Here is a 12,544-nt window from a genome sequence, read left to right as displayed (position 1 = left end):
GCTTTTCAGGCCGCTGCCTTTTGTCCGTCAACCAACAGCCGCCAGAAGGAACGGAAGCGTGTCAGTTCTTTGCCGTCAATTTCATTCACCAGTTGATGCAGACACTCAACTTCTTCGGCCGAAACCGGAAAAACTTCGCAGCTGCACACCACATTGTCCCCGTACAATGCTTCTCCGCGAAAGCTAACTTCGATTTCTGCCAGCCTGTATTTTTCGGCAATGCTCAACGGCACAGTTTCCAACGCCCAGTCCACATAAACGGCATTATTAACATGTCGATTGATGTCCAGATCGCTACGGCGTACCTGGAAACGCTGCTCGCCATCGATCCTGCCCGGACGGGGTAAAGAGGGGAAATCATCTTCAATTGCCCGCTCTGACTTAAGCGGAAAGTCGCGGAGATGGTCCTTTAGGCGCACCGGCCGGCGGGTGGTAATATTGACGGCGGCCCAGGAACTGGTGGCCAGGGCAATGACTTTTCCATTTTCATCCCTGATTGTGTATTCCCTGCATGAAAACAGTCCGTCCTTGGTGGAGGGCCAGGTGTGAATGGTGATCCTGTCATTTCCTCGAGGGTAGTGCAACAGGCGCAGATGAAAACGGGAGATGACCCAGGTCAGGTTCTTTTTACCGAGATCGGCAACGGATAAGCCCAACTGTCTCACATGGGAAGCTGCCGCGTCCTGCATAAAATTGAAAATGGCGGCCGGCTTGATCGAGTCTTTGCAATCCACTTCGTAGTAGCGGACCCGCAGCTTATGTTCGAATACATTGTCCATTGGACCTTATAAACAAAACCGCCTGCTGATAAAGCATACCAGTCAGGCGGTGCCTTAAATTAAAAATGAAGGGATCAGGAGGCCACTGCCTTGCAGAGCACGTCCACATTCAATCTGACATCGGTCTGAGTGCCCGAATCCATGTTCTTCAGGGCAGCAGTACCCTTAACCAGCTCGTCTTCACCCAGGATCAGGGTAAAGTGGGCGTTGAATTTGTCGGCTCGCCGCATCTGGCTTTTCAGGCTTTTTCCGGCAAAGTCCATTTCCACTGAGCAGCCCTTCTGCTGCAGTCCTGACATAAGCCTGAAGGCTTCCTCCTGTGCTGTTTCGCCAAGGGCTGCTATGAAGAAATCCGGGCGTTTGCGGAAATCTTTTTCTGCCAAAAGCAGAGCAACCCTCTCGACTCCCATGGCAAAACCGATGCCTGGAAGCGATGGCCCACCAAGATCTGATATGAGGCCATCATAACGGCCCCCGGCTGCAACAGCACTCTGTGAGCCTAAAAGGCCGGTGACAAGCTCGAAGGTAGTGCGGGTATAGTAATCAAGGCCACGGACCATGCGGGTATTTATGCTGTATGACGTGCCCACCGATTCCAGGTGGCACCTGGTTTTGGCAAAATGATCATTGCAGTCATGACACAGATAATCAAGAACAGAGGGCGCGCCTTCTGTGGCCTCCTTGCAGCCGGCGGCTTTGCAATCGAGCGCCCGGAGGGGATTGGTGTCGATCCTTCTCCGGCAATCATCACACAGCTTGCCGATCCTGCTCTTGAGGAAATCCTTGAGGACTTGACGATATTTCGGCCTGCACTCGGGACAACCAAGGGAATTGATCTGCAGATGGGGCTCGGTCAGGCCCAGCTCGGCAAAAAAGTGACAAAGCATGGTCAGTACCTGGGCATCGACCTTGGGATCGGCTATCCCTGTCACCTCGGCACCGATCTGGTGAAACTGGCGGTAACGCCCCTTTTGGGGCCGTTCATAACGGAACATGGGACCCATGTAATAGAGTTTGGCAACCGGATCAGCCACATAAAGCTTGTGTTCGATGAAGGCGCGCATGATGCTGGCCGTGCCCTCGGGGCGCATGGTAACCTTGTTCTCTCCCTTGTCGACAAAGGAGTACATCTCTTTTTCGACAATATCGGTAGAGTCGCCAATGGAACGGCAGAAAAGCTCTGTCTTTTCCAGAATCGGCACCCTGATCTCAGAGAATCCATACAGCCCGAAAATCCTCCTTGCCGCTGCCTCAATATGCTGCCACTTTTCAACCTCTCCGGGAAGTATATCGTTAAAACCCTTGATACCGGTAATGCTCACGCCTGTTTATCTCCTCGTTCATTGCTTTTTATATGCAGATATGTGAAAGACCATGTTTTTCCCGCAGGCCTTGCTTCGATACATTGCCTGGTCAGCCAGTTCGAGAAGCTCCAGTTTGGTACATGCATCTTCCGGGTAGCTGGCACAGCCAAGACTGGCGGTAAGTTTTATGTCAAGACCTTCACTTTGAATGAAGACATGACCCTCAATGGTGCTGCGGATACGTTCAGCAACTACGGAAGCCCCGTCTATTCCGGTTTCGATGAGTATTATCGTATATTCGTCCCCCCCGTAGCGGATTACCGTGTCCACGTCACGCACCGATTTTTTCAGCAACAGCCCCACTTCGGCCAGGGCCTTGCTTCCCACAAGGTGTCCGTACTGATCGTTTATTCGCTTGAAGAGATCTATGTCAAGAAAGATGATGGATATGTTGGAAGAATAACGCTCAGCGCGCCTGACTTCTCTTTCGAGGGCTACATCCAGGTAACGGTAATTGAAGAGCCCAGTCAGTTCGTCGATGTAGAGAAGATTCTTGGCATTGTTGTAACGGGACGCATTTTCCAGGGCAAGGGATGCCTGATCAAGCAGGAAATTTATGTTTTTGAAATCCAAATGGGCCGGAAAAACGCTTTGCGATTCGTTGAAAACTATTATGATGCCAAGAAGTGCTGTTTTTGCCCTGACGAAAAACAGCATTGCTTCGGTAACGGAGTGTTCTGCAAAGAATCGGGACCGCTGCTCGAGATCATTAAGCAGGACAAAGCTTCTATTATCCTCTTCGCGAACATCGAAAATATCGAATATGAGCTCCCCAAGGGAAGAAGCGGTTTCCTCGTCGAACCCTTTTATCTCTTTTAACTCCAGCGTACCGTCATCATTCTGGAAGTAGCCGGTTAAGCGACTGAGACCAAATTCTTTGGCCAGTGAATCGACAAGTATTGTGTGAATGCGGTCGAAATCAAGAGAATTGGCTATGGTCTGACTTATTTGAAAAAGGTTCAGCAGTCCTTTCAGTTCCTGATTTTCATCAAGAAGCCTCCTCTGCTCGAAACAGAGTGCGACCGCATGCTTGAATTCCTCGCTGTTTATGGGCTTGACAAGATAGTCACGGGCACCGTTTTTCAGGGCAAACACTGCGGTCTCCGTGTTGGCGTGGCCGGTGACCAGAATTACATCTATGGAGGGATCAAACTGCTTTACCTTGGACAGGAGATCAAGTCCGGTTATATCGGGCATTACCAGATCGGTGACGACCAACGCATATTCGCTGCTACGCAACATTTCCAGGGCTTTCTCTCCGGAACAAGCCACATCGACAGCAAAGCCGTCATCCCGCAGCAGATCGGCAAATACCTCCCTGAAGAAACTGTCGTCTTCTACTACTAGAATCCTCTCCATGAGGAATATCTCCTGAGTCGGTCTTTATTGGGCATCCAGGCGATTGTGGACCCAAACTAACAGATAAATCGGAATTCTGTCAATTAAAATGCCAGTTTTGCCTATGGGCGATAAACTTTCCTTTACCTTTGTCATATGTGAGACGGATAGTCCCGTTCAGGTCGGTTCTGTATACCTCCACATGCTTCTCCTTCAACCTCGCCAGCGTCTGTTCGGCGGGAAGGTGAAAGCTGTTGCCATAGCCGGCGGAGATCAGGGCAATTTCCGGGGAAGCCCAGTGAAGAAATTCAGGGGAAGATGAATATCTGCTCCCATGATGGGGGACCTTAAGAACGTTGCTCTGCTGACCCTTATGGGCAAATAGTCGCTTCTCCACTTCCATGCCGATATCACCGGTAAACAGAACCGCTCCCTTTCCATACACGAGACGAAAGACCAGCGATCTCTGGTTCAAATCGGGGTACTGGTTGCTATTGTCAGCTTCTGGCCACAAAAACTCAAGCCTCGCACCTCCTATGTCCACCTGGTGGTCCGATGCATGGATCTCGCGAACCGGGATCTTTCGCTTATCGATAATTGCCCTGAGATTGCGGTAGTTCTCGCTATCGTCCATTGCCGGCCTGTTCTCCCAGAATTCTCCCACCTTAAAATTATCGGCAATGTAAAGAAGTCCTTGAATATGGTCTGGGTGGGCGTGGGTCAACACCATGTAATCTACGGTCGTGACACCCAGTGCCCACAGTGCAGGCGCCAGCAATCTTTCGCCCACGTTGATTCCCCCCTCGCGGGCAGAACCGCCTCCGTCTATCAGCATTGTTTTGCCACCGGGAAATGATATCAACGTGGATTCTCCCTGGCCCAGGCTGAAAAAGGTTATCTGCAGGAGCCCCTTATCCGGCCCCTTGAAAAACAAAGCGTTACCGGCAATGGCAACAGTAGTGACAATGCAAAAGGCAATCTGGAATTTTCTTGAGGAGACAAAGGTCAGCACCAGAAGCAGGAGATAGAATAAAAAAAGATCGAAGTAATCTGGATTTAAAAGGGGCAACGCTGGAATATTTGAAACCAGCAGAACGAAGGAGTTGGCTATTTTAACCGGAAACGCGGCAGCAACAAGCAGCATTCTCGCAACAAAGGGGAAAAGGAAAATGAACGGAAGTGCCATAAAACCCAGTACGACAGCACCATAGCCCATGAGCGGCACCACAATCAGGTTGCTGATAAGACCGGTGAATGAAACCCGATGAAAATAAAATGCCACAGGAAAAAGGGTCCCAGTGATGGCAGCAAGTGAAGCCATCAGAAAGAGCAGCAGTTTATACGAAATCGTGCCGCTGGCAAATCTAGCAAAAGGCAGCATGAAAATGGGGGTTAGAATGATGATTCCCCACAGGGCGACAAATGACAATTGAAAGGAAATATCGAAAAGAGCGCCTGGCGTAACGGCAAGAATAACCATTGCGGCCAGCAGCAGACTGTTCACCGGCTCCACCTCACGCTCGACAGCGAGGGCAAAAACAAATGCGGCTATCATAATAACGGAGCGGGCAGTTGCCGGGGCCGTCCCGGAGAGCAACAGATAAAAGATAATGAGAGGCAGGGTAATGATAAGGAGGCTTTTGCGCAGATTAAAATTGAGGGTTAAACATTGGAAGTTTCGACAAACGCCCAACAGGAGGTGAAATACAAACAGGGCGATGATTCCCACGTGAAAACCTGAGATTGACAGGATGTGATTGACCCCGGTATTGGCATAGGCAGTCTCAATATATGGTGGAGTATAGCCTCGCTCCCCAATGAGAAGAGCTCTGAGAATGCCACCTTCTACCGAGGGCACGGCCTTAACGATAAAACTGCCCATGCCCGCTGCCGTTTGATCGATGAAACGCTGCAGCGGATGGCTGACATTGGCCATGACCAGCACCACATCGTCGGCACGGCTTGCGAATGCGGTGGCAAAGATACCTTTCAGGGCAAGGTTGCGAACAAAATTGAATTCGCCCGGCAAGCCATAATTCCGGGGTCTATGGAGACGTGAAACAACTCTTACCCGGTCTCCTGTGAATACATCAGGACGCCCCTCCCCCACATACAACAAAACCCTGCCGGTCACTGGAACGGAACCACCAGCCCGATACAGGCGCTCAGCCTCAAGGTGGAGCCGTGATCCCGCTGCCCTGGCCTCCGGACGGCTGTCAACGACACCTTCCAGAGTCACAGGTTCATCGGAAACAAACCTGGCAATATGATTTTTTTGAAAGTCAGGGTGCAGCAGGTCTTTTAGGGAAAGATTCCCCCAGCAAAAGAACAGAAGAGAAATGGTCAGGAGATATGGGTACTTTTTCGGCAGAAAGACGGCAAAAAGGGATAAAAGCAGAAGGGGTAGCAGGATTCCTTGCGGGACAAATAAAGAGTAAAGACCTGCCGACAGAATGCCGGCAATAATGGAGGCAAGGGGAATGAAAAGTGGTCTTCCTTTCACCCCCTGCACCTTTTATTTTCTCTCCTTGAAACGGTCCACCAGAGAAGCAAGGATTTTATCCAGGTCAGTCCTCTTTACAGGAGCATCAGGTTCGCCCTTTATGGCGGATACTGCCATGTACTCAGCCGGTGAAGATTTTTTCCCGGCTATTTCGACCACATCCACTCCCTGGTTGGTTTTCAGGTTTATCAGCAACTTGTGACTGCCTTGGTCGAGACGGAAAAGTCCCAGGTCTACCCATTCCAGATAGGGCTTGCCGTTTCCTTTTACCTTGTCGGAATCCACCTCGGCAGAAATGGTATCTCCAAGAGCTCTTACCCTTATTCTGTAGGCGCCATCCTTATCCACAGTGAAGGGCACTTCCAGCTGGGCTCCGCGATAATCGGCACGCACCCATTTGGGGGCCAGCGGTTTGCCAAGATAATCGACGGTGGTGATCTTGGCCGATACTGGCAGCTCTGCCACATCAGCTACAGGGAAAACGATGGGCTTGCCGTCGTCGGGCAGGTTGCTCTCAAGGCCGAGCAAGGCAACTGTAACCTCTGCCAGGTCCCCATGATTGAAGACGGATTTGGTCTCCCAGCCGTCAATGGGAGCAATGGCTCGCAGTGTCGGAGCATCGAGGATAAAATAATCGACAGCACCGTCGGGAGGAAGAACTACATTGATCTCCTGGAAGCCTGCATTCAGCGAAATGTCGGCAACCTTTGCCTCGGCGATTTTTGAGCCGGTACTGACCGTGAACTCCTTGCCGCCTACCTGCCATTTCTGGCCGTCCCCTTTGGCTGCAACGGTTAGAGAATAAATGCCGCCAATGGGAAGCAAGACCTTGAAATGAGCGGTAGTCGGCGAGGCAATACCACTCACCCATCCGCTCCCGGAAAAAGGGCCTAACAGGGCATAGTTGCGGACAGATACATTGTCGGTTTGGGCTGCATAGTACTTTTCCGCTTCAAACTTGAAGAACCTCTTTCCAGACAGGATGGCCAGGTAATCCTTTTCCCTGGGCTTAAGGGGCAAACCTGCGTCCCATCCCATCGCTGTAACAAGATCGGTGACAAATTCACCATGGGTAATGAACGCGCTCTTTTTAGCATTTTTTTTGTCTGCAGCAATGCTGCAGGAGATGTCGAGAATCAGGCAAAGACTAATAACGAGAATGAGAAGCCTGCGATTTTTCATACTCCCCTCCTTGGCATGAGAAGCAACTCTTTGAGACAGTTGTTTATACCACAGCTTTTGCATCTGTTAACCTGAAAAACAACCCGGTGCATGGCAGGCACGAATATTTTGAGAAAAAACGAGGCTGAAAAGAAAGAAAATAAGGAGAGCAAATAGACAAAGAAAGGGGGAGCAGGATACTCCCCCTTTTTGTTGTTTTTATCAGGCGAGTCTGCTGGAATACAGGGGAAACTGCTTCATCATGGTATTTACCCGTCCCTTTATTTCAGCCAGCTTAGCATCATTGTCAACATTGGCCAGTGCATCGGCGATAAAACCTGCCACCTGCGCCATCTCCGGTTCCTTCAGGCCATGGGTAGTGGCAGCAGGGGTACCGATCCTGATACCGGAGGTAATAAAAGGAGAACGGGTATCGAAGGGGATGCCGTTTTTGTTGACGGTAATTCCGGCCTTGTCCAGGGCTTCCTCGGCCACCTTGCCAGTCAGCGGTGTCTCCGACAGATCAACCAGCATCAGGTGATTGTCGGTACCGCCGGAGGTGAGCTTGAATCCATTTTTCATCAGCGCTACCGCCAGTGCCTTGGCATTATTGACTATCTGCTGCTGATACTGCTTGAACTCGGGAGACAGCGCCTCCTTGAATGCCACCGCCTTGGCGGCAATGACATGCATCAGGGGACCGCCTTGGATCCCCGGGAAGATGTTGGAATTGAGTGCCTTGGCAAATTCCTCACGGCAGAGAATCATACCGCCACGGGGCCCGCGCAGAGTCTTGTGGGTTGTAGTGGTGACAAATTCGGCATGGGGCACCGGACTCGGATGAAGTCCTGCAGCGACAAGCCCTGCGATATGGGCCATATCCACCATGACCACGGCTCCCACCTTGTCGGCGATCTTGCGGAAAGCTGCAAAATCGATGGTACGCGGATAGGCGCTGGCACCGACAACGATCATTTTCGGTTTATGCTCAACAGCCAGCCTTTCAACCTCGGCGTAGTCAATGGTCTGGCTTTCCTTGGTCACCCCATAGGGGACAATATTGAAAAATTTCCCCGAAAAGTTGACCGGACTGCCGTGGGTCAGGTGGCCGCCATGGGCCAGATTCATGCCGAGCACGGTATCCCCCGGCTTAAGTACCGTAAAGTAAACAGCCATGTTGGCCTGTGAACCGGAGTGAGGCTGCACGTTGGCATGCTCGGCGCCGAACAGCTCCTTTGCCCGATCGATGGCCAGATTTTCCACTATGTCCACATTATGGCAGCCGCCATAGTAGCGCTTGCCGGGATATCCTTCGGCATATTTATTGGTCAGGACCGAACCCTGAGCCTCCATGACCGCTTCCGAAACGAAGTTTTCCGAGGCGATCAGTTCCAGGTTAAACTCCTGCCGCTCAGTTTCAACTCGTATGGCATGTGCTACGGCGGGATCAAAATTCTCCAGTATGGACATAGATTCTCCTTTGCTATGGTATAAAAAGGAAACGGGACTGTGGTAGTCCCGTAATGTTTTACAGCTCATTCACCGCTTACTGGCAGGCTACTTGTAGAGTTCTTTTTCAATCAGTGCAATCTTGTCAAGCCTTCCCTGGTGACGGCCCCCCTCGAAGGCGGCATCGAGCCAGGTAGATACCATTTCTCTTGCTCCATCGTTATCAAGAACTCTGCCTCCAAGAACGAGAATGTTGGCGTTGTTGTGCTCCTTGGCCATGCGGGCCATAAAGCTGTCGGTAACAATGGCAGCCCTGACATGGGGAAATTTGTTGGCAACAATGGACATGCCGATACCGGTGCCACAGACAAGAATTCCCTTCTCCACCTCACCCTTGGATACCTTCCTCGCAACTTTTTCGCCAAAGTCGGGATAATCCACGGAATCACCGTTATCGGTCCCGCAGTCTTCGAAAGGAATGCCACGCTCCAGCAAAAGCTTCTTGATTTCAACCTTGAGTGCAAGTCCGCCGTGATCACTACCCAGTGCTATCATTGTCCCACCCTTCCCTAAATCTTTCTGAAAAGCAGTGAGGCGTTAGTGCCGCCGAAGCCGAAGGAATTGCTCAGGGCACAACGAATGGAAGCGTCACGGGCAGTGTTGGGAACGTAATCGAGATCGCATTCGGGATCGGGCGTTTTGTAATTGATGGTCGGGGGAACAACTCCCTTGTCCATGGCCATGGCGGTAAAGACAGCTTCAATGCCACCAGCTGCACCAAGGAGGTGGCCCGTCATGGATTTTGTGGAAGATACCATCAATTTTTTTGCATGGTCACCGAAAATGCGTTTGATCGCCATTGTTTCGTAGAGGTCGTTAAAATGGGTCGAAGTACCATGGGCATTGATGTAATCGACCTCCTCAGGCTTCACACCTGCGGTCGCCAAAGCCATCTTTATGCAGCGGGCAGCACCCTCGCCGTCAGGGGCAGGCTGGGTAAGATGAAAAGCATCTCCGCTCATGCCGTATCCTGCAACTTCGGCATAAATCTTGGCACCACGACGCTTTGCCGACTCATATTCCTCCAGGACAACAATACCAGCGCCCTCAGCAAGAACAAAACCGTCACGTTCCTTATCAAAAGGTCTCGACGCTGCAGAAGGATCATCATTGCAGGTCGATAATGCCTTCATTACAGCAAAGCCGCCAATACCAAGAGGGGTCACGGTAGATTCCGTACCGCCGGCGATCATGGCATCGGCATCACCACGCTTTATCATGTGATATGCATCGCCAATTGAATGGGTGCCGGTGGCACAGGCTGAAACCGATGAAATATTGGGGCCCTTGGCACCGTACTTGATGGATATGTGGCCGGGAGCAAGGTTTATGATCAGCATGGGGATGAAGAAAGGGGATATCTTTTTGTATCCGCCTTCCAGAAGAGCCGAGTGGTATCTCTCTATAGTAGGCAAGCCGCCAAGGCCAGCTCCCACAAGAACGCCCACCCTTTCAGCATTTTCTTCGGTTATCTTCAGCCCTGAGTCTTCCATGGCATAATGGGCGGCGCCCAAGGCATACTGGATAAAGTTGTCCATCTTCTTGATTTCTTTTTTGTCGATGAAATCCTCGGCAACGAAATCCTTAACTTCACCAGCTATCTGGACAGGCAAATCGGAGGGGTCAAAGCGCGTAATACGTGCAATGCCCGACTTTCCGGTGGTCAGGGCGTCCCAGTTGGCCTTGTTGCCGGTGCCCAGCGGAGAGACGACACCAACTCCCGTTACAACAACTCTTCTCATAGACTGAAGCTCCTTAAGTTTCTGATCCTCAACATGCTTTAAACCGAAATGCAAAAAAAGGGGGAGGTAAACCTCCCCTCAATCCGTCTTAGGTGTGATCAGTGATATAATCGATGGCGTCCTGAACAGACTGGATCTTTTCGGCGTCTTCGTCGGAGATCTCAATGTCGAATTCTTCCTCAAGAGCCATAACCAGCTCGACAGTATCAAGGGAGTCGGCTCCCAGATCATCCATAAAAGAAGCTTCGTTGGTTACCTGAGCCTCATCCACACCCAGCTGCTCAGCAACTATTTCTTTGATACGTTTATCGATTGACGACATTTCCTACACCTCCATTTTTTTAGTACCTTTTCAGGCTGGTTTATTTATCAACTCTGTAGCTACATAACATGAAAAGCTAAATTTGCAAAAGGTATTTTACGAACAAAATCAGTTTTAATCGGTTCTCAAACGGGGCTACATATACATGCCGCCGTTGACCGACAGAATATGGCCGGTAATGTAACTTGCCTGAGTTGAGACAAGGAATGAAACTGCTGCAGCAATATCTTCGGGTTGGCCAAGCCGCTCCAACGGAACCTGCTGCAGCAGGTTTTCCCGTACTTTATCCGAAAGGGTTCCGGTCATATCTGTCTCGATAAACCCTGGAGCCACTGCATTGACGGTAATGTTACGTTTTGCCAGTTCGCGGGCAGTGGCTTTTGTCAGGCCGAACATGCCTGCCTTGCTGGCACAGTAGTTGACCTGCCCGGCATTGCCCATTTCGCCCACCACCGAGCTGATATTGACGATCCGACCATACCTGGCTTTGGTCATGTATTTGGCGGCCTCACGGGTACAGTTGAAGGCGCCTTTAAGGTTGATGTCGAGCACGGCATTCCAGTCATCATCTTTCATTCTGAGCAGAAGGCCATCCCGGGTTATTCCGGCATTATTGACAAGGATGTCGATCCTGCCAAATTTTTTGACAGCTGCGGCAAAAAGACCTTCCACCTCTGCAGTTACGGAAACATCCGCCTTCACAGCCAGAGCATTGCCCCCTGCGCTGGTGATTTCGTCAGCTGTGGCCTGGGCGGTCTCAAGGGAGGTGGCGGTAACCACAAGATCGGCGCCATCGGCAGCCAGTTTCAAAGCCACTGCCTTGCCTATGCCCCGCGAAGCACCGGTAACGATAGCCACTCTGCCGTTAAGACTCATAAGCCCTCCTGGATCAAAGCCCTGAGGCTCTCCTGATCCTGCACATTGGATGTAGCAATGCTCTTGTCGATCCGTTTTACCAAGCCAGCCAGCACTTTGCCCGGTCCGATTTCGACAAATTTGTCGACGCCGGCGGCAATCATAGCCCCTACGGATGCGTCCCATTTGACGGGGGCACTCACCTGTCTGACCAGGAGCTCCTTCACCCTTCCGGCATCACTATTGGCCGATGCCTCAACATTGGTTACGACGGGAACAGTCAACGGTGAAACAACAACAGGCTCCAATACACCGGCAAGGCGTTCACCGGCTGGTATCATGAGAGCACAATGGAAGGGTGCGCTTACGGGAAGCAGCATCGCCTTTCTGAATCCTTTCCCTTTGGCAATCTCTATGGCTCTGTTGACGGCGCCGCTGTTACCGGCTATGACAATCTGGCCGGGGGAGTTGAAATTAGCTGGCGCAACCACTTCACCCTGTGCTGCCTCTGAACATATTTCAGCCAACACTTCGGGTTCTACGCCCAGGATTGCAGCCATGGAACCAACGCCGACCGGAACCGCCTCCTGCATGAAAGTGCCGCGGGCACGAACGGTACGAACGGCATCGGCAAATTTGATGGCACCGGCGGCAACGAGTGCCGAATACTCTCCAAGGGAATGACCTGCCATAAAATCTGCTTTGAGGGAGGTTTCTTCTTCGAGGACTCTCAGAGCGGCAATGCTTGCAGTGAGAATGGCAGGTTGAGTATTGGCCGTAAGTCTGAGATCTTCTTCCGGACCATCAAAACAGAGTCGGGAAAGCTTGAAATTGAGGGCATCGTCGGCTTCCTCGAAAACGAGGGCTGCCTTCTTGAAATTATCGGCAAGATCCTTGCCCATGCCTGCGAATTGAGACCCCTGGCCGGGAAAGATAAACGCTTTCTTGCTCATGGAAACATTCCTTTCTTG

11 protein-coding genes are annotated in these 12,544 nt (G+C 51.3%); all 11 read right to left on the bottom strand.

Translation table 11 applies throughout. From position 1 onward, the window contains the following. Nucleotides 1–5: 5 nt before the first annotated feature. Nucleotides 6–779 carry an acyl-[acyl-carrier-protein] thioesterase gene (locus GEOB_RS13005; RefSeq protein ID WP_012647702.1) on the bottom strand — a complete coding sequence of 258 codons (774 nt, stop codon included), beginning with the start codon at nt 777–779 and terminating at the stop codon, nt 6–8. A gap of 74 nt (nt 780–853) precedes the next feature. After that, nucleotides 854–2,101: a histidine--tRNA ligase gene (gene hisS, locus GEOB_RS13000; protein WP_012647701.1), complete on the bottom strand. Its 1,248-nt coding sequence runs from the start codon at nt 2,099–2,101 to the stop codon at nt 854–856. 18 nt (nt 2,102–2,119) lie between these two features. Beyond that, the gene (locus GEOB_RS12995; RefSeq protein WP_012647700.1) at nt 2,120–3,502 is read right to left on the bottom strand and encodes a GGDEF domain-containing response regulator; all 1,383 of its coding nucleotides are present in this window, start codon (nt 3,500–3,502) and stop codon (nt 2,120–2,122) included. A gap of 79 nt (nt 3,503–3,581) precedes the next feature. Beyond that, on the bottom strand, nt 3,582–5,984 hold the full coding sequence (locus tag GEOB_RS12990) for a DNA internalization-related competence protein ComEC/Rec2 (protein ID WP_154650494.1): 2,403 nt from the start codon (nt 5,982–5,984) through the stop codon (nt 3,582–3,584). Nucleotides 5,985–5,996: 12 nt separating this feature from the next. Then, nucleotides 5,997–7,166, bottom strand: a complete 1,170-nt coding sequence (locus GEOB_RS12985) for a carbohydrate-binding protein (protein WP_012647698.1) — start codon at nt 7,164–7,166, stop codon at nt 5,997–5,999. A gap of 201 nt (nt 7,167–7,367) precedes the next feature. Further along, a complete protein-coding gene (gene glyA, locus GEOB_RS12980; protein WP_012647697.1) occupies nt 7,368–8,615 on the bottom strand; it encodes a serine hydroxymethyltransferase in 1,248 nt (415 codons plus the stop codon). 87 nt (nt 8,616–8,702) lie between these two features. Continuing rightward, on the bottom strand, nt 8,703–9,149 hold the full coding sequence (gene rpiB / locus GEOB_RS12975; RefSeq protein ID WP_012647696.1) for a ribose 5-phosphate isomerase B: 447 nt from the start codon (nt 9,147–9,149) through the stop codon (nt 8,703–8,705). A gap of 14 nt (nt 9,150–9,163) precedes the next feature. Then, entirely contained in the window at nt 9,164–10,396 is a 1,233-nt protein-coding gene (gene fabF, locus GEOB_RS12970) for a beta-ketoacyl-ACP synthase II (protein ID WP_012647695.1), read from the bottom strand. Between the two features lie 88 nt (nt 10,397–10,484). Beyond that, a complete protein-coding gene (gene acpP, locus GEOB_RS12965; RefSeq protein ID WP_012647694.1) occupies nt 10,485–10,718 on the bottom strand; it encodes an acyl carrier protein in 234 nt (77 codons plus the stop codon). 135 nt (nt 10,719–10,853) lie between these two features. Continuing rightward, nucleotides 10,854–11,594, bottom strand: a complete 741-nt coding sequence (gene fabG, locus GEOB_RS12960) for a 3-oxoacyl-[acyl-carrier-protein] reductase (RefSeq protein WP_012647693.1) — start codon at nt 11,592–11,594, stop codon at nt 10,854–10,856. Further along, nucleotides 11,591–12,526, bottom strand: a complete 936-nt coding sequence (gene fabD, locus GEOB_RS12955) for an ACP S-malonyltransferase (protein ID WP_012647692.1) — start codon at nt 12,524–12,526, stop codon at nt 11,591–11,593. Before fabD ends, fabG begins: the two co-directional genes overlap by 4 nt. Nucleotides 12,527–12,544 lie beyond the last annotated feature (18 nt).

It is taken from the genome of Geotalea daltonii FRC-32 (assembly GCF_000022265.1).
Classification (GTDB): domain Bacteria; phylum Desulfobacterota; class Desulfuromonadia; order Geobacterales; family Geobacteraceae; genus Geotalea; species Geotalea daltonii.
This window is presented reverse-complemented; position numbering and strand designations above follow the sequence as displayed.

What these genes read in the sequence shown, in the direction of transcription:
- GEOB_RS13005 (WP_012647702.1), bottom strand. Translation starts at nt 779, where the DNA reads ATGGACAATGTATTCGAACATAAGCTGCGGGTCCGCTACTACGAAGTG.
- GEOB_RS12995 (WP_012647700.1), bottom strand. Translation starts at nt 3,502, where the DNA reads ATGGAGAGGATTCTAGTAGTAGAAGACGACAGTTTCTTCAGGGAGGTA.
- GEOB_RS12985 (WP_012647698.1), bottom strand. Translation starts at nt 7,166, where the DNA reads ATGAAAAATCGCAGGCTTCTCATTCTCGTTATTAGTCTTTGCCTGATT.
- glyA (WP_012647697.1), bottom strand. Translation starts at nt 8,615, where the DNA reads ATGTCCATACTGGAGAATTTTGATCCCGCCGTAGCACATGCCATACGA.
- rpiB (WP_012647696.1), bottom strand. Translation starts at nt 9,149, where the DNA reads ATGATAGCACTGGGTAGTGATCACGGCGGACTTGCACTCAAGGTTGAA.
- fabF (WP_012647695.1), bottom strand. Translation starts at nt 10,396, where the DNA reads ATGAGAAGAGTTGTTGTAACGGGAGTTGGTGTCGTCTCTCCGCTGGGC.
- acpP (WP_012647694.1), bottom strand. Translation starts at nt 10,718, where the DNA reads ATGTCGTCAATCGATAAACGTATCAAAGAAATAGTTGCTGAGCAGCTG.
- fabG (WP_012647693.1), bottom strand. Translation starts at nt 11,594, where the DNA reads ATGAGTCTTAACGGCAGAGTGGCTATCGTTACCGGTGCTTCGCGGGGC.
- fabD (WP_012647692.1), bottom strand. Translation starts at nt 12,526, where the DNA reads ATGAGCAAGAAAGCGTTTATCTTTCCCGGCCAGGGGTCTCAATTCGCA.